Below are 17,915 nucleotides of genomic sequence, written 5' to 3'. Positions count from 1 at the left end.
GTGGGAATTGATGGAACGTCAGTTCGATTGAGGGGTGGTCAGCTGTAGAGCATCCCGCCGTCGACGGTGAGCACCTTGGCGGTGATGTACGAGGCCGCCGGGCTGGCCAGGAAGACCGCCGCCTGCGCGACCTCCTCCGGGGTGCCCATCCGGCCCAGCGGGATCGCCGCCGCGGCCTCCTTCAGCTGGGCGCGGGGCACCTTCTTCACCATGTCGGTGTCGATGAAGCCCGGGGCCACCACGTTGACCCGGATGCCCTTGGGGGCGCCCTCGTAGGCCAGGGTCTTCGCCATCGCGATCACCCCGCCCTTGGAGGCGGCGTAGTTGGCCTGGCCGACCCGGCCGGCGATGCCCGAGGTGGAGGCGATGAAGACGATCGACCCGCCGCTCGCGTACATCTGCTTGGTGGCCTCACGCGCCGTCAGGAAGGCGCCCGTCAGGTTGGTGGAGATCACCTCCTGCCACTTGGCGGCGCTCATCGCCGCGAAGTGGCCGTCGGCGGTGATGCCGGAGTTGAGGACCGCGACGTCCACGCCGCCCCAGGCGGTGCGGATCTCCTTGTACATCGCGGTGACCTGCGCCTCGTCGGACACGTCGGCCTGCACCAGCAGCGCCTTCCGGCCGAGGCCCTCGATCTTCTCCGCCAGCTGCTCGGCCTTGCCGGCGCTGGAGCGGTAGTTGAGCGCGACGTCGCAGCCGTGCTCGGCCAGGTGCAGCGCGATCGCCGCGCCGATGCCCCGGGAGGCCCCGGTGACGACGGCCCTGGTGCCTTCGGTGAACAGCTGACTCATGCCGCGCTCCCGGCGAGGTTGGAGGTGACCTTGTGGCTGCCCGGGTCGAAGCCCTCGACCTCGGTGCCGAGCCCGTGCTTCTCGGCGTGGTTCAGCACCGCCTCGGCGACCGCGAGGTCGAGCACTCCCAGTCCGAACGGGGCGAACACCACGGTGCGGGCGGCGGGCAGCTCGGCGGTGCCGTCGAGCAGCGCGCCGATCTCGGCGGTGACGAAGCGGCGGTGGCCGGCCTGCTGCTCGGCCTTGTGCAGCGAGGTCTGCTCGCGGATCGCGTGGTCCGCGTCGTCGGTGACGTTGACCGCGCCCAGCACCGAGGCCACCGACAGGTCGCGCAGCGACAGGTGCAGGATCACCTGCCCGTGCGGGCGGTTCGGGTAGTCCGCCAGGTCCAGCCAGTACGAGGAGTCGGTGGTGGCGATCGAGACCGTGTCGGCGGACAGCGCCTGACCGAGCGTCACCGCCTTGAACTCGACGCCCGGGTACTCGGCGGCCAGCTCTGCGGCGAACACCTTGGCCCGCTCCGGGAAGGCGTCCTGGAGCAGGACGGTCTCCAGGCCCTCGTGCACCTGGGTGAGGAAGTGCACCACCTGGTTGTTGATGGTGCCGCAGCCGACCAGGCCGATCGTGCGGACCTCGCGTCCGGCGTTCAGCAGCCCCGAGGCGAGCGCCGCGCCGGCCGCGGTGCGGACCGCGGAGATCTGGCTGCCCTCCATCAGGGCGAGCGGGTAGCCGGACTCCAGGTCGTTCAGGATGCACAGCGAACTGGCGCGCTGCATACCCCGGTTGACGTTCTCCGGGAAGGACGAGATCCACTTCAGGCCCATCACCGGGGCCGGTCCGCCGAGGTAGGCGGGCAGCGCGATGATCCGCGACTCGGAGCGGTGCAGCGGGCGCAGGAAGGTGGAGAACGGGAGGTCGGACTTGCCCTGGCTGTGCAGCACGTAGGCGTTGCGGACCAGGTCGATGACGGTGGAGTCGAGGTCCGCGAGCGCGGCCCGGACGTCCTCCCGGCCGAGGATTCTCATGACTGGCTCTCTTCGTGGTCGGTCTGCGGCAGGTACTGCCGGAGGTAGGACTCGACCCACTGGTCGTCGTAGATGGTGTCGAGGTAGCGGTCGCCGCCGTCCGGGAGCACGGCGACGCAGGTGGCGCCCGGCTCGATCCAGTCGGCGGACTGCTGCAGGGCTGCGATCACCGCGCCGGACGAGCCGCCGGCCAGGACGGACTCCTCGGCCAGCAGGCGGCGGCAGCCCCGGATGCACTCCGAGTCGGTCACCTTGACCACCCGGTCGGCGAAGCCCGGCCGCAGCAGGGCGGGGACGACCGCGGCGCCGTGGCCGGGGATGGTCCGCCGGTGCGTGGACTCCCAGGGCTCCGGCGGGCCGAAGATCACACTGCCCACGGCGTCCACCGCGACCACCCGGGTGGGCAGCCCCTGGTCCTGGATGAACTCGGCGCAGCCGCGCAGGGTGCCGGTGGTGCCGGCCGCCAGGAACAGGTAGTCGGGGGCCTCGGGGAGGGCCTCCACGATCTCCCGCATGGTGGTGTGGTGAGCGCGCGAATTGTCCTCGTTGGCGTACTGGTTGGGCCACCAGGCGTCGGGGACGGTGGCCAGCAGGTGCTTGACCCGGCCGATCCGGGCCGGCAGGAACTCGCCAGTGGCGGGGTCGCGGTGCTCGACCACCTCCACCCGGGCGCCGTAGGCCCGCATGATGGCGAGGTTCTGCGGGGTGGTGCGCGGGTCGACCACGATGATCAGGCCGAGCCGGTAGAAGTTGCAGAGCTGGGCGAGCGCGATGCCCAGGTTGCCGGAGGAGGACTCCACCACGGTGGACACCCCGGGCACGATCCGGCCGGTGGCGATGGCCTGTTCGACCATCGACTTGGCGGCCCGGTCCTTGATGGAGCCGCCGGGGTTGAACCGCTCGCACTTGGCGTACACCTGGAAGCGGTTCGGCGGGAAGAGTCGGTCCAGCGCCACCAGCGGCGTGCCGCCGATCGTGGCGACGATGTCGGGGTCCGACGGACGGTGCGGGCGGACCCGCAGCCCGGCGCCGTCGGGGACGAGCACGGTCATTCCGGCACCTTTCGGCTGATCTGGAGCCGAAGCTCACTGACGTACTGCTCGCCGTCCGCGTCGGGCAGCCAGGACTCCTCGGGGGCCGGCAGCGGTTCGCTGACGGTCACCCTGGCGTCGGGGTCCGACTGCACCGCCCGGCGGACGAGGTTGGCGAAGGAGAGCACCAGCGTCGGGCTGGTGAAGTCGACCAGGGACGGCTTCGTCTCCTCGGGGAACTTGACGAAGGCCCGGTCGGGCAGCGCGTTGTCGGTGACCCAGCGGCGCACCGCCAGGTAGTCGCGGCTCCGGTCGGCCTTCGGCGTGAGGGCCACGCCGGTGGCGGGCAGCCGCCAGGTCTCCCGGAACAGCACCAGGTCGTCGAGGGTGACCCGGGGGGCGTGCGGCCGGTCCAGGCCGATCTTGAACGCGTCGCAGGCGATGATCGAGATCAGCACCGCGAGCAGTTCGGAGAGCGTCCGGGTACGGCCGTCGGAGGTGGTCGCGGTGATCGTGCCGTCGTGCTCGGCGAGGGTGATCGCGACGGCGGGTTCGATCCGCTCCCGCTGGTCGAACGGGGCGCGGGTGAAGCCGATCAGCCGGTCGCCCGCGCCGATCGGGGCGGGCACCATGCGGCCGCTGTTGCGCTTCCAGCCGACCGGCAGCAGCGGCACCAGCCGCTCGCCGCCGATCGCCCGGTTGACCTTGTCGCGCAGCGAGCCGGCGTCGGCCGTCCAGTCCAGGAACGGCAGGTCGAGGGTGGCCAGGCAGGCGTGCAACTCGCCGAGCACGACCAGGTGTCGGCCGTTGTTGACGGCGTCCGCCGAGCGGGCCGCGATCTGCAGGTCGGGGCTGTGCACCGCGAGGTGCGGGGAGCGCACCGGGCCGGTGGCGAACACCTCCCGGGTCTTCGCGGCGATCTTCTCGACGCTCAGGTCGATCCGGGTGGCGCCCTCGGGCACCTCGCCGATGACCTCGCGCCACTTCAGCGCCAGCTCCCGGACGGCCTGCTGCACGGGGTGGTTGTGCTCGCCCCAGAACAGCGCCAGGGTCTGCGGCCAGACGTCGGCCAGCGTGACGGCGGTGCCGGGGCGCTGCCGGGCGGCGGCCTTGCGGACCAGCTCGACCACCTCGGCCTCGACCAGTTCGGCGAGCCGGTTGCCGAACCAGTCGGCGGCGTCGGCGACCAGGGCGAGCGGGCGGGCGATGCCGTCCAGGAAGTCCCGGCCGAGCTCCATCCGGCAGTCCCGCAGGGTGTCCTGGTAGACCAGGGTGCGGCCGGCGTACGCCTTGCCCTCCTCGCGGGAGGCGGCCTGGCCGGTGGTCTCCACGAAGTACGCGTCCAGCGCGTCCAGCGCCTCGACCAGCTGCTCGGCGGTCTCCGCCCGGTCGATCTCGCCCTTGTGGCGGGCGAGTTCGGCGAGCACCGCGTCGTAGCGGACGAACAGTTCGGGGTCGCCGATCGCCGAGACGCGGCGGCGCAGCACCTCCTCGGCGCGCACGTCGACCGGGATGTTGGCGTCCCAGCCGAGCACCCGCTGCCGCAGCAGCCGGTTCAGCACCTTGTCGACGGCGCCGCGGGCGCTCGCGGCGTCCCAGCCGTGGTCGGCGACCAGCAGGTCGGTGATCTGCTCGGCGTTGCGGTCGCCGTCGGCGAGCCGCAGCACCTGGCCGTCCTCGGGGCGCAGCCGGACGGTCTTGCGGTTGGCCAGCACCAGCTGCTCGCCGTCCAGGTGGACGTCGGGGCGCAGCATCGGCGGGAACCACCAGCGGGCGCCGGGCTGTTCGGCCATCCAGTCGGCGATCGCGGCGACCGTCCAGCGTTCCAGCGAGGTGCGGGCGGCGGCGACCAGGGCGGGGCCGTGGTCGATGCCGATGGCCTGCTGGGTGCGACCGACGCCGATCCAGGCGCCCGGGCCGAAGAAGCCGATGGTCTCGGCCTTGGCGCAGTAGCGCAGCCAGTACATGGCGAGGGTGCGTTCGCGCTGGCGGCGCTTGGTCTCCTTGCCGCCGGGGGCGGCGAGCGAGTCGAGGATGCGGAAGACGGTGCGGTTCTGCCAGGCGATGGCCAGGCGGAGCTTGGGGTCGGTGGCGAGGGCGGCGAGCCGGGCGGCCTCGGTGTCGACGTCGGTGCGGTAGGCGGTGTCGAACTCCTCGGCGGTGGCCTCGCCGGCGGCGAGCCGGGCGGCGGCGGCCGGGGCGAGGGCGCCGCCGATCAGGTCGAGGCCGGAGACCGGGAAGCCGGCGTTGCGGAGCAGTCCGACGCCCCAGACCTGCCAGTCGGAGCCGGCCAGCGGGTGGAGCGGGGCGAAGTCCGCCCAGTCCACGGCGCGGGCGGCTTCGACGGCGGGGGCGGTCATCCCGACACCTCCGCCAACTCGCGTGCGGCGGCGGGGGTTTCGGTCAGTACGGCGGCGAGCCGGGCGATGCCTTCGGTGATCTTCTTGCGCGGCACGTTGCTGAAGCACAGCCGGATGCCGTCGTTGTGCTCGCCGTCGACGGAGAAGTGGCCGCCGGGGACGAAGGAGACGCCGTGCGCGGCGGCGGCCTGCGCGTAGCGGGTGGCGTCGGCGCCGCCCTGGTGGCGCAGCCAGAGGTAGAAGCCGCCGTCGGGGCGCTGCCAGGTCCACGGGCTGTCGGCGCCGAGCTCGGCGTCCAGCGCGTCGGCCATCAGGGTGCAGCGCTCGCGGTAGCTCTCCCGGTAGCGGTCGATCAGCTCGGTCCAGCCGTTGCGGGAGTAGTAGGCGGCCAGCGTGCCCTGGGCGAGCGCGGACGGCGAGAGCGAGATGATCTCGGCGACCCGGGCGAGGTCGAAGCGCAGGTGCTCGGGGGCGGCGATCCAGCCGGAGCGCAGGCCGGGGGCGAAGATCTTGGAGAAGGTGCCGAGGTAGACCACCTGCTGCGGGTCGAGGGCCTGGAACAGCGTGGTGGTGGCGCCGTCGAAGCCGAGCAGGCCGTACGGGTTGTCCTCGATCAGCAGCAGGTCGAGCTCGCGGCAGGCGGTGAGGATCTCGGCGCGGCGCGGGACGGAGAGGGTGGCGCCGGTCGGGTTCTGGAAGGTCGGGTTGACGTACAGCAGTCGGACGGTGCGACCGGCTTCTCTCAACTCGCGGACGGTGGTGCGCAGTTGCTGCGGGTCGAGGCCCTGGGGGTCCTCGGCGGCCGCGTGCAGTTCGAGGCCGGCGGTGCGGAAGGCGGCGGTGGCGCCGGGGTAGGCGGGGGTCTGCACCAGGATGGTGTCGCCGGGGGTGCCGAGGGCGAGGGCGACGGCGGTGAGGCCCATCTGGGAGCCGCTGGTCGGGATCAGGTTGTCGGCGCTCGCGTGGCCGTCCTCACGGGCCATCAGGTCGGCGACGGCGGGCACGAGGGCCTTGGCGACGTGCGGGGTGGTGTACTGCAGGGCGAGCTTGCCGCCGAGGCGGACGAGTCGGGCGAGCTGCTGGGAGATGTCGCCCAGCGGGAGCACGTCCAGGTCGGGCAGTCCGCCCGCCAGGGATATGACGTCCCCGCCCCGCTCGAACAGCCGGGGCATTTCGGCCGCGGGTCTGGTGTCGGTCCACATGGCTGGCGGTCCCTCAGACTCGGGCCGGGGCGGCGTCGGCGGCCCAGGCCTGCACGTAGCGGAACAGTCCGGCCGGGGAGGCCAGCGCCGGGTCGGCGAGGGCGTCGGGGTCGACCTCGATGCCGAACTCCTCCTCGACGGCCATCACCAGGGCGATGGTGTGCAGCGAGTCCACGCCCAGGTCGACGAGCGGGGTCTCGGAGTCGGTGACCTGCACGGAGCAGATCCGCTCGACGAGCTGATCAAACTGCGACTGGTTCATGGCTGCCCCTCGGGGATGCGGTGACGGTCTGGTGGATTCGGTGGTGCTCGGCCGCGACGACGGCGGCTGCGGCGGCGGCCGCTTCCGCGGCTTCGGCCGCTTCGGCGGTGGCGGCGTCGACCAGGCGCTTGGCGGCGGCCCGGTCCGGCTTGCCGTTGGCGGTCAGCGGGACGGTGTCCAGCGGGACGACCCGGTCGGGCATCCGGCTGGGGTCGAGCCGGCCGACCAGCGCGGCGCGGACCTGCTCGGGCGGGAGGGTGCCGTGCACGGCCAGCAGCAGCGGTCCGCCCTCCTCCTCGGGGCGCAGCGCGACGGCGGCGGTGACGCCGGGGAGGCGCTCGGCGGCGTCCTCGATCTCGGTGAGGGCGATCCGCATGCCGCGGCGCTTGATCACGTCGTCGTCGCGGCCGACGAAGTACAGCCGTCCGTCCTCGTCGAGCCGGCCGCGGTCGCCGGTGTGCAGTTCCAGCGAGCCGTCCGGGCGGCGGATGAAACGGTTCTGCTCTTCCAGCGGGATCCGCCAGTAGCCGGCCATCACGGTCGGTCCCCACACCACGATCTCGCCGGTCTCGCCGGGGCCGAGCTCGGCGCCGTCGGCCGCGACGATCCGGACCTTGTCGCCGGGGATCGGCGGGCCGACCGAATCGGGGTGCCCGGCGTACTCGGCCGGGTCGAGGATGGAGATCCGCTTGCACTCGGTCATGCCGTACATCGAGGCGAACTCGGAGCCGGGGAAGACCTCCAGCAGCTCCGCCATCACGGCCCGGCCGGGGCGGGCGCCGGTGTTGGTGAACAGCCGCACCCGGGTGGGCCGGTGCAACTTGCTCTGCAGCAGGTGGAGCATCTGGGCCAGCGAGGGCACCAGCGGGACGACGGTGACGCCGGTGCGCTCGATCAGCCGGAGCAGTCCGACGTCCTCGCTGCGGCGGGCCAGTACCAGGGTGCCGCCGACCAGGGCGGACAGCAGGGCCTGGTAGAGGCCGTAGTCGAAGGAGAGCGGCAGCCGGCACAGCACCACGTCGTCCGGCCGGTAGCCCAGGCAGGCGTTGATCGCGTCCAGGGCGGCGAGCATCTGGCGGTGCGGGCAGACCACGCCCTTGGGGCGGCCGGTGGTGCCGGAGGTGTAGATCAGCATCGCCACCGCGTCCTCGTCGACGTCGGCGCGGTGGCCGTCCTCGGCGGAGGCGAGCACCTGCTGCCAGGCCTGCTCGACGTCGACGGTGCGGGCGGCGCGGGCGCCGGCCGCCGGGCGGCAGACGGCCAGCGCGGCCTCGGAGTCGGCCACGATGTGGTCGATCTGCTGGTCCGTCAGGTCGGGGTGGACCGGGACGAAGATCGCCCCGATCCGCAGGGTGGCCCAGAACAGGGCCAGGAAGGAGCGGTCGTTGCCGCCGGCGTACACCACCCGCTCGCCGGCGGTGAGGCCCTGGCCGCGCAGCCAGCCGACCGCGCGGTCCACGGCGGTGCCCAGCTCGCGGTAGTTCAGAGTGCCTTCGCCGTCGGTCACGGCGGGGTGGTCGGCCCGCGCCAGGAGCGGGTAATCGAGCAGGTCAGACACCGGCATGGACGGCCACTCCCTCGCTGATCGCGGCGACGGCGAGCCGCTCCTGGGCCCGGGCGACGTCCCGGGCGGTGTTCACGGACAGCACGTCCAGCCCGGGGTGCCGGCGCTTGAGCAGGTTGGCGAGGGTCTTGGCGGGCGGCAGCGAGATCGTCGTCTCCGGTGCCAGTTCGCCCAGTCGGTCCAGGCAGAGGTCCCAGCGGACCGGGCTGACCACCTGCTGGACCAGTCGGCGGCGGATCTCCGCCGGGTCCTCGACGAGCGCGCCGTCCGCGTTGGACAGCAGCGGCTGCGTCGGCGGGGCGAACGGCACCGCCTCGGCTGCGGCCGCGAAGGTCTGCCGGGCCGACTCCATGAACGGGGTGTGGAAGGCGCCGGCCACGGTGAGCGGCTTGACGGTGGCCCCGGCGGGCGGGGCGGCGGCCAGCTGTTCCAGGGCCGTTCCGAGACCGGCCGCGACGATCTGGCCGGGGCCGTTGAAGGTCGCCGGGGTCAGGCCCAACTCGGCTATTCGCGCCAGGACTTCGCTCTGCTCGCCGCCGACCACGGCGGCCATCGAGGTGGGCGCCTCGGCGCAGGCCGCGGCCATCGCCCGGCCGCGGATCGCGGCGAGCCGCACCGCGTCGGCGGGCTCCAGCACCCCGGCGTACACCGCGGCGGTGAGTTCGCCGACCGAGTGGCCGGCCGCCACCGCCCCGCCCGGCCGGGCGGCGCCGGCCAGGGCGTGGTGGGCGAGCAGTCCGGCGGCGACCAGCAGCGGCTGGGTGTGCTCGGTGCGGGCGATCTCGGCGGCCGGGGCCTTGGTGCCGAGGTGGACCAGGTCCAGGTCGGCGGCCTCCGACCAGGCCCGCACCCGCTCGGCGGTGGCCGGGTCGCGCAGCCAGGCGGCCAGCATGCCCGGGGTCTGGGAGCCCTGACCCGGCGCAATGAATGCGAACATTTGTTCGAACCTCCTTTCGAGTGGGGCCTGCGCCCGGCGCGGGAGCGCGGGCTTCGGTGGGTGACCGCTACGGGCGGCCGGTGGACTTGCGGAAGCGGCGGATCGCCAGGAACGAGAAGCCGGCGAACCAGGCCAGCAGGTTGAACACCGCGCCGGCCACGCTGGAGTGCTCCCCGTGGAACGAGAAGCCGTCGTTCAGCGGGTACCGGGCCAGCGTCGCCACCCCGTACATCGGGGTGTAGCGGGAGATCTCCAGCATCACGCCGCTGAGCGGGATGAACAGGTTGCCCAGGAAGGCGAGGGCGGTCATGGTCAGGCCCGGCATGTGCATCACCACGTCGGGCTTCAGCGCCAGGCCCATGCCGATGCCGAGCGCGGCGAACACCGCGGCCCCGACCCAGGCCACCAGCAGCGACGTCACCCAGACGTTGGCGTCGGCGTGAGCGCCCGTCAGCGCACCCAGCGCTCCCACGATGGCGACCGGGACACCGGCCATCAGCACCGAGCAGAGCACCTTGACCAGCAGGTAGCCGGGCGGGGTGAGCGGACTCATGGCGATCGTCCGCATCCAGCCGACGGATTTCTCCACCGAGATGGTGGCGGCCGAACTGACGGCCGCGGTGGCCGCGCCGTACACCGCCTGACCGATCATCATCCAGGCGGCGAAGTTGCCGTGCGGCAGGTCGGCCCCGCCGGACGGGGCGGTGCGGAACAGGGCCAGGTACAGCACCGCGGGAAGCAGCACCGTGAAGATCGTGGTCTGCCGGTTGAACCGGCGGCGCAGCTCGTAGCGGACGAAGGTCGGGTTCACCCCGTTGAAGACCGAGGTGCGGGCGGCGGCGGGCGCCGTGACGGCGGCCATCAGACGTTCTCCTTCTGGGCGTTGGCGGCGTTCTCGACGCGGCCGGCGTTCTCGGTGATGGCCATGAAGGCCTCCTCCAGGCTGCGCGGCGCCACCTCGATGTCCCGCGCCTGCGTCTCGCCGACCAGCACCCGCAGCAGCGCGTCCGAGTCGGTGCAGGTGAAGTAGGTGCGCTCGCCCCGGACGGCGCTGGAGCGCACGCCCGGCGTCCGGGAGACCAGGCCGGCCTCGTACGGGCTGAGCACCGCCGAGACGGTGCGACCGCTGGTCGCGGCGCGGATCGAGGAGGCCGAGCCGTCGGCCACCACCGCGCCCTTGTTGATCATGACCACCCGGTCGGCGAACTGGTCCGCCTCCTCCATGTAGTGGGTGGCGAACATGACCGTCATGCCGCGCGCCGCGTCCTCCCGGACGGCCGCCCAGAAGTCCCGCCGCGCCACCACGTCCATGCCGGCCGTCGGCTCGTCCAGCACCAGGAAGTCCGGCCGGGACAGCAGCGCCAGCGCGAACCGCAGCCGCTGCTGCTCGCCGCCTGAGCAGGCCGCCACCCGGCGGGCCCGCAGCTCGGTGATGTTCGCCCGCGCCATGCACCGCTCCGGGTCCGCGCCCGGGTGCAGCGAGGCCAGCATGTGCACGGTCGCCTCGACCGTCAGATCCGGCAGCAGACCGCCGGACTGCAGCACCGCCGCCACCCGCCCGGCCCGCACCGCCTGCTCGGGGCTCACCCCGAACAGCCGCACCTCGCCCTCGTCCGGCCGGGTCAGCCCCAGCAGCATGTCGATCGAGGTGGTCTTGCCCGCGCCGTTCGGCCCGAGGAACGCCACCACCTCGCCCCGCCGAATCCGCAGATCCAGCCCGTTGACGGCGGTGAACACCTCGCCCTTGGCATTGGTGAACCGCTTGACCACACTGGACAGTTCAGCCGCCAGGGGGGACGCCGTCCCCCTCGACGCCGTACGGTTCTGGTAATCGATCATCATCCGAGTCCTCACGATTCGGCGGAGGTTCGCCTCTTGTGAGCACTACTCTCCCGGCCCCCCCTATCGCCCCGAACCGGCCCGGCTATCGGCCCCCTATCTCCCCCGAAACCCTCCCGATGGCCGGCCCGGAAACGCCGGACGCGGTGCCGCGGAAACCTCGCGACACCGCGTCCGACCAGCGACATCGGCCCGGAGAGGACGGGCCGGGCCGGAGAGGACGCACCGGGCCGACTCCTCCGCCGGGGGCGGCGGCGGGGCGCCGACGGCGCGTCACTGTGCGGAGACCGGGATGTCCTTGCTGCGCTCGAACGCCTTGATCGGGGTCATTCCGCCGTAGCCGGGGAGGCTGACGGTGTTCTCGTGGCTGACCTGGGTGCAGGAGCTCTCGTCGTCGGCGGTGATGGCGTCGGCGCCCTTGAGCGCGGCGGACGGGTCGACGGGGGCGGCCGGGCCGCCCGGCGCGGCGGGGAAGCTGGTGCCCTGCTTCCAGTCGGCGCCGATCAGCAGCTCGATCGAACTGCCGCTGCCCGCCTGGACGGCGCTCGCGGGCAGGCCGAGTGCGGCGGCCACCTGCTGGGCGTCGGCCTCCTTGCCGGCCGGGTAGCGGACGGTGCTCTGCTCGGTGGGCGTGTCCTTGCCCGTGCCGGTGTTCTTGGAGAACCCGGCCGCGCGCAGCGCCTCGGCCAGCACGCCGGCCCGGCCCCCGACACCACTGCCGTTCCGCACCACCACGGTGATGTTCTTGCGCGGCGTCGCGTCCGCGGGCGGGGCGGCCGGCGCGCTGCTGGCGGGAGCCGAAGGCGGCGGCGAGGCGGGCGCGGTGGCCGCACCGGACGGGTCGGCGGTCAGCGACTGGTCGTTCTTGATCGACGCGAACAGCTTCCTCGCGTCGGGACCGGCCACCAGCCGGTTGTCGTTCTTCGGGTCGGCCTCGGTCTGCATGGTGGTGAAGGTGACCCGGGACGGCGGCACCTTGTTCAGGTCGTCGGCCAGGCCCACCAGCTTGGTGATCCCGTCCAGGCCGGGGTCCACGGTGAGCGCCTTGGTGGCGGCGTCGGCCAGCGCCAGCACCTTGGTCGGGTCGGTGAGCGTCCCGGCGCTCTTCAGCTGACGGATCATCGACCCGAGGAAGGCGTGCTGGGCGCTCGCCCGTCCCAGGTCGCCGCCGTCCCCGAAGCCGTGCCGGGTGCGGACGAACTGCAGCGCCGCCATGCCCTTCAGGGTGTGCTTGCCCTGGGACAGCTTGAGGTGCGAGTACGGGTCGTAGACGTTGTCGCTGACGCACACCGGGACGCCGCCCACCGCGTCCGACATCTTGATCACGCCGACGAAGTCGACCTTGACGAAGTGGTCGATCGGTATGTCGGTGAGCTTGTGCACGGCCGCCACGGTGCAGCCCGGACCGTACGCCAGGCTGGAGTTGATCTGGCCGCGGTGCGCCGAGGACTTGGTCTTGTTCTCGTTGTCGACACAGCCCGGCAGGTCGGTCATCAGGTCGCGCGGGATGCTCATCACGGTGGCGTTGGAGCGGTCCGCCGAGATGTGCAGCACCAGTTGGACGTCGGCGTTGGCGCCGGCGCCGCACTCGGCGCCGCCGATGTCGCAGTCCTCCGGGTTGTCGCGGCCGTCGGAACCGATCACCAGCACGTTGATCGGGGTCCGTCCGAACTCGTCCGGCACCTCGTGCCCGGCGTCCCCGCTCTCACCGGCGAACAGCGGCGCGGACTTGATGTTGCCGTTGTACCGCATGTACAGGTAGCCGCCCGTCCCGACGGTCAGCACCACCAGCCCGGCCACGCTCCAGGCGACGATCTTCAGCCCACGCCGCCGCCCCCTGCGCCCGCGCTTCGCCGCCCGCCGGGCCCCGGCCCGCCCCTCGTCCCCCGAACGCTGCCGGGGCACCTTCCCCCCGCCCCCGTCCGCCACCGGCTCGACGGTCTCGGCCTGTCCGCCCATCACATCGCACCCCCGTCGCCCGGCCCCTCCGAGCTTGTCTCCTCCTATTAGATGCACGGCCACCTCCCGATGTTTCACCCGGGGTTGCGATCAGCCCTGCAGAGCCGCCCAGTTGGCCACCCACCCCACCCCGCACCGACGCCGACCGCCGCCCGGGGCACGCCGCGGAACACCTGCCGCGCATGCCACTCGCGGTGCTGCCGCGCGACGGGAGGATCGCCCGTCCGCGGGCCAAGAACCGACCGGCCGACCAGAGCGAGCACCTGGTGTCGGCCGGCCTCGCTGCGGCCGACGAAGCGCTGGGGGCCCGACCGAGGTGGGATCGAGCATCCCGCCGTGACCGCAGAACGCGCACTGGAACTCGTAGGCCGTGAGCATCGGTTCACGCATCCGCCGATCACGCCCCCACCGGGCCGCGGCATCGATGCCGGTCACCGCGCCCGTCTCGGCGAGCTCCAGATCAAGCCTGACCGCCTCGCCCAGCTCCAGGTGCAGCGACGGCGGGAACGGCCGGGGAGGAGGCGCGTACTTGATGTGCCCGTCTCGTAATACCGCCCCGCCCGAACGATGATCAGCGAACGACCGGACTCTGCCCCGACCGCCAGTCCGACAGGCGCTTGCGGATGCTGGACACCATCGGCAGCTCGTCGGTCTGTTCGGGCGTGAACCACGCGACCTCGAACGACTCGTCGGAGATGTGGAGTTCACCGCCGATCGGGCGGCCGAGCAAGCAGATGCTGAACTCCTGGCGGACCTCGCCGTCGTCGTAGGCGAAGACGTGCCCGGGGTTGGTGTAGGTACCGACGATCCCGGTGATCTCGATGTCGAGGCCGGTCTCCTCCCGCGTCTCCCGGATGCCGCAACCGGCCAGGGACTCGCCGATCTCCATCACACCGCCGGGAAGGGCCCACATGCCGTTGTCGGTCCGGCGCTGGAGAAGCACCCGGCCGTCCTCGCCGACCACCACGACGCTCGCCGCAGGAACGAGGCTGTTGGCCTTCGGCGCGTGCGGGTCGTCCTCGTAGTCACGCCTGGGCATCAGCGTCCTCCGTCGTCGGGATCGTCCACACGTCACGGCCACGCCCCCAGAGGTCCTCGACGTGGCCGGCGAACCGGTCGAACACGCCGTCGTCCTGGGTCCGCCGCAGGTGCATCATCGGGGCGTCGTGGCCGATCCTGCCGGGCAGCAGAGGCGTGACGATCATGTCGTCGTCGAAGCGGAACACCGAGAGCGAGACATGCCCGGTCTCGTAGCGGGCCTCGACCGCCGTGTCCTTCAGCTTGGCCAGTTCGGACAGCGTCACCCCGATCCGGGTGGACAGGGTGAGCGGCACGTCCTCCTCCAGCTCGCGCTGCCGGGTCACCGGGGATGCCGGGTCACCGAGGATGAAGCGGACCCGGCACCCTTGGGAGACCTTCCTCCGCAGCACCTCGCCGAACCGGGCCTGCTCCAGCCACAGGAAGTAGTTGGTGTAGCCGGCGAACGTCAACTCCCGTTGCGCCTTGCCGATCGGCTGCCGCCAGAGCGAGGTGGGGGCCGCCGACCGGTACGGGTACATCTGGACGAGCTCACGGTCGGGGCCGCTCTTGACGAGCTGCTGAACTGCCGGCCAGAGCACGGTCTCCTCCTCGTCGAGGGCCCGGCTCACCGCAGCACGGTGGCGGGCGTGAGGCACGCGCGTGGCGTTGCCGATCCACCGGCCGACCGTCTTCGGGTCCACTCCGCACGCGCGCGCGATCTGGGACTCCGTCATATTCGCACGGGCCATGGCCTGCCGCAGTGGCTCGTTCACGGGCTCGCCTCTCCGGTCTGCAGGGACGAGTCAAGATGTACCAGCGAGATGTCCCAAACGTCCCTGAAACGTGGTGTGTTCGTCCCTTCGACCGACCGACCATCGTCGTGTCGGAGCGCTGCCCGACACGGAACGATCGACAGGGAGCCGGGCATGAGCGAAACCAGTCGGCGAGACGTTCGGCCCAGAGCTGGGCGTCGGAACGGATCCACGAACGGCGATCCGTACATCGAGTGCAACGACTGCGACCGATGCCTCACCGGCGTCGGCCGCGACGTCGACCCCGCCGCTTCCGACTGCTGGGTCGACCACCTCGACGCCGCCACCAGGCAGGCATCATGAGCGACCAATCCACCGAGCAACCCCAGCAGGAGATGCTCGGATACTGCGTCAGATGCGGCGGCTACGGCCGGGGCGAGTACGCCGGCGTCATCAGCAGCCACTCCGATGCCATCCGCAACCACCGCGGGTGCAACGAGGCCCAGACGCCCAGTCCCACCGCAGCTGGCCCCTCAACCGGCTAACCGTAGAACAGCCTCCAGGTTTGGACCTGGAGTGCTCGGGCAAGGGCTGACAGATCGTCCACCGTGGGTGGCGTGACGGCCCGTTCCCACAGGCCAACTGTCTGTCGATCCCGGTCGACAGCCTCGGCCGGCCGCTCCGGGCTGAGCCCACGCTGGTGCCGGAAGTGGCGGATCCGGACCCGAAGCAGCTGCGCCGACGCCTCCCGTTCCCCACCCGCTCCGACGCCCCGGTCGCCCCACCTCGCCGACGACACCCTCCTCGCGGTCGGCGAACTGCTGTCCAGCGCCTGCGACCACGTGGCGGGCCGCGCTACCTCGCACTCGAACGCCTCCCCGGCGCCGTCCGCGTCACAGTCGGCGACCGAAGTTCCGTCCTGCCCCGCCGCCGGCTCACCGAGCCCGGGGCGCCCGGCGGCTACGGCGCCGTCGTCCTCGACCGGCTCACTACGGGATGGGACGCAGCGACGGAGAGCGGTGGGAAAGGCCGTCCGGGCGAGGTTGCGGTCGGGGCGGCGCTGCGGTCCCGTGCCGGGGGCGGACCGGGCCGATCTCGGGCGTAATGGAGAGGACCGGTCCGTCGGGCCGGGCGCGAGGCCCGGGGTGGTTCGGGAGGCAGGTATGGCGGTGAGCGGCGACGGCGGGCGGCGGGCCGCGGCGGGCCCGGGCCGGACTACGAGGTCCGGGGAGCACCTGCTGGATGTGCTGCTGGACCGGGCGCGGGAGTTCGCGCCGCCGCTGATCGCCCCGCTGGTCGCCGAGGCGGTGGCCGAGCTGGGCGGCCGGGAGCCGGCGCTGCTGCTGCAGGACTACGGCCAGTCGGTCCTGGTCCCGCTGCCCGGCGGCGGTCTGACCGAGGGCCCGCCGCTGCCGATCGCGGATTCCGCCGCAGGCGAGGCGTTCCTGCGGGGCACCGTGGTGGAGGTGCCGCAGGACGACGGGATTCGGGTGTACCTGCCCCTGCTGGACGGCGGGGACGAGGCGGGGGTGCTGGCCTTCACCCTGGACGCGGTCGGTGACGGCGACCGCTTGCCGCTACGACGGCTGTCGGCCCTGGTCGCGGACCTGCTGATCACCAGGAGCGGCTACACCGACCTGGTCTTCCAGGCCCGGCGAATGGAACCGATGAGCGTGGCCGCCGAGATCCAGTGGTCGCTGCTGCCGCCGCTGTCGATGTCCGTGCCCCGGGTCGCGGTGGCCGGCATCCTGGAGCCGGCCTACCAGGTGGCCGGCGACAGCTTCGACTACGCGCTCAACGGCGACGTGCTGCACGTCGCCACCCTCGACGCCATGGGCCACGGCCTGGACGCCGCCACCATGGCGACGGTGGCCGTCGGCGCGTACCGGCACGCCCGCCGCGCGGACGTCGGACTCGCCGAGATCTACGCCTTCATGGACCGGGCCATCGCCGAGCAGTTCGGCCCCGACCACTTCGTCACCGCGCAGATGATGCGGCTCGACACCGCCACCGGCCACCTCCAGTGGGTCAACGCCGGTCACCCGAAACCGCTGCTGATCCGCGACCACGCGGTCGTCGAGCGGCTGGAGAGCGCCACCACCCTGCCGGTCGGGTTCGGCGGCGAACAGCCGGTGATCAGCGAGCGGGAACTCCGGCACGGGGACCGCGTACTGTGCTTCACCGACGGCCTGGTCGAGGAACGGGGCGCGAGCGGCGAGCAGTTCGGCGAGAAGCAGCTGATCGACTCGGTCGACCGCATCGAGCGCTCCCGCTCCGGCGTGCGGGCCACCGTACGCGCCCTCTCGCACGCGCTGAAGGCGCGCCGGGGCGGGCACACCAGCGACGACGCCACGCTGTTCCTGATCGAGTGGCGCTGAGCGGCCCGGGAGCCGCCCGCCGGAACCGCCCGTCCGGCGTCGACCCGCTTCAGCCGGGCAGGAGTTCCGCCGCCGGCGTGTGGTTGCCGGTCACAGAGGCCTCGGCCATCGCGGCCGCAGCGGTCGCGGGCGGGGTGTCCGGGGGCACCACCAGGAGCAGGAAGTGGTCCTGGAAACCCCGGGTGACGCTGATCGTGGCGTCACTGCCGTCGAACCAGCTGATCCTGACCATGAGGCCGTCGACCACGACGGACCTCGGCACGCCGTCCCAGGCCGGGGTGTCCAGGCCCACCCGGACGATCCGTCCCAGATGGGCACCCAACGCGGTTACCAGATCCGGGAGTTCGGCGAGAACGTGGGTGGTGCGGGGCCACCAGGCGCCATCGAAGAGGCCTTCCCGGGACATGGTCGGCTCCATCGTCAGACGCGGGAGCGAAGGGTCCCCGGGCACCGACCACGGGCCGGGGGAGGAAGGAACAGGGAGGGGGATCGACATCATGGCCGGCCGCCCGTCCGGTCCGCTGCGGGACCACTCATCACCCAGGGCGACGTCGGCGCGGATGCCGGTGTGCGGGATGTCCTCGGCTGCACTCCCACGGTACTCCGCGCACACTCGGTCAGGGCCGCACTCGGTTCCTGCTCGGCAGACGGATGGAGCTGTCCATGCAGAGGCCTTCCTCGGGGCGGCCCCGGCACAGTCGAGGGACGGGCGCTGACATGCCGAGGGGCCCGCACCGGGCGTGATGCACGCGGTGCGGGCCCCTCGCCGCCGGGCGGGTGCCGCGGCGGTGGAAA

The 17,915-nt window shown here is 72.6% G+C and carries 16 protein-coding genes and 1 pseudogene; 1 reads left to right on the top strand and 16 read right to left on the bottom strand.

Going from position 1 to position 17,915, the window contains the following annotated elements; all coding sequences use genetic code 11:
• Window positions 1-38: 38 nt before the first annotated feature.
• The 15 genes and pseudogenes from fabG to IEZ12_RS40660 all read right to left on the bottom strand — a co-directional run bounded on the left by fabG (window position 39) and on the right by IEZ12_RS40660 (window position 15,541).
• Window positions 39-791 carry a 3-oxoacyl-ACP reductase FabG gene (fabG, locus tag IEZ12_RS25635; RefSeq protein ID WP_189275094.1) on the bottom strand — a complete coding sequence of 251 codons (753 nt, stop codon included), beginning with the start codon at window positions 789-791 and terminating at the stop codon, window positions 39-41.
• The gene (gene sbnB / locus IEZ12_RS25630) at window positions 788-1,816 is read right to left on the bottom strand and encodes a 2,3-diaminopropionate biosynthesis protein SbnB (protein WP_189275092.1); all 1,029 of its coding nucleotides are present in this window, start codon (window positions 1,814-1,816) and stop codon (window positions 788-790) included. Before sbnB ends, fabG begins: the two co-directional genes overlap by 4 nt.
• On the bottom strand, window positions 1,813-2,868 hold the full coding sequence (sbnA, locus tag IEZ12_RS25625; protein ID WP_043915507.1) for a 2,3-diaminopropionate biosynthesis protein SbnA: 1,056 nt from the start codon (window positions 2,866-2,868) through the stop codon (window positions 1,813-1,815). Before sbnA ends, sbnB begins: the two co-directional genes overlap by 4 nt.
• A complete protein-coding gene (locus tag IEZ12_RS25620; protein ID WP_189275090.1) occupies window positions 2,865-5,207 on the bottom strand; it encodes a lantibiotic dehydratase in 2,343 nt (780 codons plus the stop codon). The genes sbnA and IEZ12_RS25620 overlap by 4 nt, the downstream gene beginning before the upstream one ends.
• On the bottom strand, window positions 5,204-6,409 hold the full coding sequence (locus tag IEZ12_RS25615; RefSeq protein ID WP_189275088.1) for an aminotransferase-like domain-containing protein: 1,206 nt from the start codon (window positions 6,407-6,409) through the stop codon (window positions 5,204-5,206). The genes IEZ12_RS25620 and IEZ12_RS25615 overlap by 4 nt, the downstream gene beginning before the upstream one ends.
• Before the next feature lie 13 nt (window positions 6,410-6,422).
• Window positions 6,423-6,671, bottom strand: a complete 249-nt coding sequence (locus tag IEZ12_RS25610) for an acyl carrier protein (protein ID WP_035864761.1) — start codon at window positions 6,669-6,671, stop codon at window positions 6,423-6,425.
• Complete coding sequence (locus IEZ12_RS25605) at window positions 6,652-8,235, bottom strand: class I adenylate-forming enzyme family protein (protein ID WP_189275087.1); 1,584 nt, start codon at window positions 8,233-8,235, stop codon at window positions 6,652-6,654. The genes IEZ12_RS25610 and IEZ12_RS25605 overlap by 20 nt, the downstream gene beginning before the upstream one ends.
• Entirely contained in the window at window positions 8,222-9,172 is a 951-nt protein-coding gene (locus IEZ12_RS25600) for an ACP S-malonyltransferase (protein WP_189275085.1), read from the bottom strand. The genes IEZ12_RS25605 and IEZ12_RS25600 overlap by 14 nt, the downstream gene beginning before the upstream one ends.
• A gap of 67 nt (window positions 9,173-9,239) precedes the next feature.
• Entirely contained in the window at window positions 9,240-10,034 is a 795-nt protein-coding gene (locus IEZ12_RS25595; protein WP_189275083.1) for an ABC transporter permease, read from the bottom strand.
• The gene (locus IEZ12_RS25590) at window positions 10,034-11,011 is read right to left on the bottom strand and encodes an ABC transporter ATP-binding protein (protein WP_052509848.1); all 978 of its coding nucleotides are present in this window, start codon (window positions 11,009-11,011) and stop codon (window positions 10,034-10,036) included. The genes IEZ12_RS25595 and IEZ12_RS25590 overlap by 1 nt, the downstream gene beginning before the upstream one ends.
• 273 nt (window positions 11,012-11,284) lie before the next feature.
• Entirely contained in the window at window positions 11,285-12,970 is a 1,686-nt protein-coding gene (locus tag IEZ12_RS25585) for an LCP family protein (protein ID WP_189275081.1), read from the bottom strand.
• 74 nt (window positions 12,971-13,044) lie between these two features.
• A pseudogene (locus IEZ12_RS40665) lies at window positions 13,045-13,477 on the bottom strand (phosphorothioated DNA-binding restriction endonuclease); the annotation flags it as partial.
• A 64-nt stretch (window positions 13,478-13,541) separates the two neighbouring features.
• Window positions 13,542-14,009, bottom strand: a complete 468-nt coding sequence (locus IEZ12_RS25580) for an NUDIX hydrolase (protein WP_189275078.1) — start codon at window positions 14,007-14,009, stop codon at window positions 13,542-13,544.
• The gene (locus tag IEZ12_RS25575) at window positions 13,996-14,619 is read right to left on the bottom strand and encodes an XRE family transcriptional regulator (RefSeq protein WP_308431077.1); all 624 of its coding nucleotides are present in this window, start codon (window positions 14,617-14,619) and stop codon (window positions 13,996-13,998) included. The genes IEZ12_RS25580 and IEZ12_RS25575 overlap by 14 nt, the downstream gene beginning before the upstream one ends.
• 664 nt (window positions 14,620-15,283) lie before the next feature.
• Entirely contained in the window at window positions 15,284-15,541 is a 258-nt protein-coding gene (locus IEZ12_RS40660) for a helix-turn-helix transcriptional regulator (protein ID WP_189275074.1), read from the bottom strand.
• Window positions 15,542-15,905: 364 nt separating this feature from the next.
• Between IEZ12_RS40660 and IEZ12_RS25565 the strand changes: the two genes are divergently transcribed.
• Window positions 15,906-17,120 carry a PP2C family protein-serine/threonine phosphatase gene (locus tag IEZ12_RS25565; RefSeq protein WP_189275072.1) on the top strand — a complete coding sequence of 405 codons (1,215 nt, stop codon included), beginning with the start codon at window positions 15,906-15,908 and terminating at the stop codon, window positions 17,118-17,120.
• A gap of 49 nt (window positions 17,121-17,169) precedes the next feature.
• On the opposite strand, the gene IEZ12_RS25560 is transcribed toward IEZ12_RS25565, so the two are convergent.
• Window positions 17,170-17,538 carry a DUF5994 family protein gene (locus IEZ12_RS25560; protein WP_268250269.1) on the bottom strand — a complete coding sequence of 123 codons (369 nt, stop codon included), beginning with the start codon at window positions 17,536-17,538 and terminating at the stop codon, window positions 17,170-17,172.
• Between the last annotated feature and the right edge of the window lie 377 nt (window positions 17,539-17,915).

Source organism: Kitasatospora griseola (assembly GCF_014648555.1).
GTDB lineage: Bacteria > Actinomycetota > Actinomycetes > Streptomycetales > Streptomycetaceae > Kitasatospora > Kitasatospora griseola.
Note: the sequence above shows the minus strand (reverse complement) of the source record. Positions and strands in the feature narration are given on the sequence as shown.

Coding starts and splice junctions, on each gene's coding strand:
- fabG (WP_189275094.1), bottom strand. CDS start 791: ATGAGTCAGCTGTTCACCGAAGGCACCAGGGCCGTCGTCACCGGGGCC.
- IEZ12_RS25610 (WP_035864761.1), bottom strand. CDS start 6,671: ATGAACCAGTCGCAGTTTGATCAGCTCGTCGAGCGGATCTGCTCCGTG.
- IEZ12_RS25620 (WP_189275090.1), bottom strand. CDS start 5,207: ATGACCGCCCCCGCCGTCGAAGCCGCCCGCGCCGTGGACTGGGCGGAC.
- IEZ12_RS25590 (WP_052509848.1), bottom strand. CDS start 11,011: ATGATCGATTACCAGAACCGTACGGCGTCGAGGGGGACGGCGTCCCCC.
- IEZ12_RS25615 (WP_189275088.1), bottom strand. CDS start 6,409: ATGTGGACCGACACCAGACCCGCGGCCGAAATGCCCCGGCTGTTCGAG.
- IEZ12_RS25600 (WP_189275085.1), bottom strand. CDS start 9,172: ATGTTCGCATTCATTGCGCCGGGTCAGGGCTCCCAGACCCCGGGCATG.
- IEZ12_RS25585 (WP_189275081.1), bottom strand. CDS start 12,970: ATGGGCGGACAGGCCGAGACCGTCGAGCCGGTGGCGGACGGGGGCGGG.
- IEZ12_RS25560 (WP_268250269.1), bottom strand. CDS start 17,538: ATGGAGCCGACCATGTCCCGGGAAGGCCTCTTCGATGGCGCCTGGTGG.
- sbnA (WP_043915507.1), bottom strand. CDS start 2,868: ATGACCGTGCTCGTCCCCGACGGCGCCGGGCTGCGGGTCCGCCCGCAC.
- IEZ12_RS25580 (WP_189275078.1), bottom strand. CDS start 14,009: ATGCCCAGGCGTGACTACGAGGACGACCCGCACGCGCCGAAGGCCAAC.
- IEZ12_RS25565 (WP_189275072.1), top strand. CDS start 15,906: ATGGCGGTGAGCGGCGACGGCGGGCGGCGGGCCGCGGCGGGCCCGGGC.
- IEZ12_RS25605 (WP_189275087.1), bottom strand. CDS start 8,235: ATGCCGGTGTCTGACCTGCTCGATTACCCGCTCCTGGCGCGGGCCGAC.
- sbnB (WP_189275092.1), bottom strand. CDS start 1,816: ATGAGAATCCTCGGCCGGGAGGACGTCCGGGCCGCGCTCGCGGACCTC.
- IEZ12_RS25595 (WP_189275083.1), bottom strand. CDS start 10,034: ATGGCCGCCGTCACGGCGCCCGCCGCCGCCCGCACCTCGGTCTTCAAC.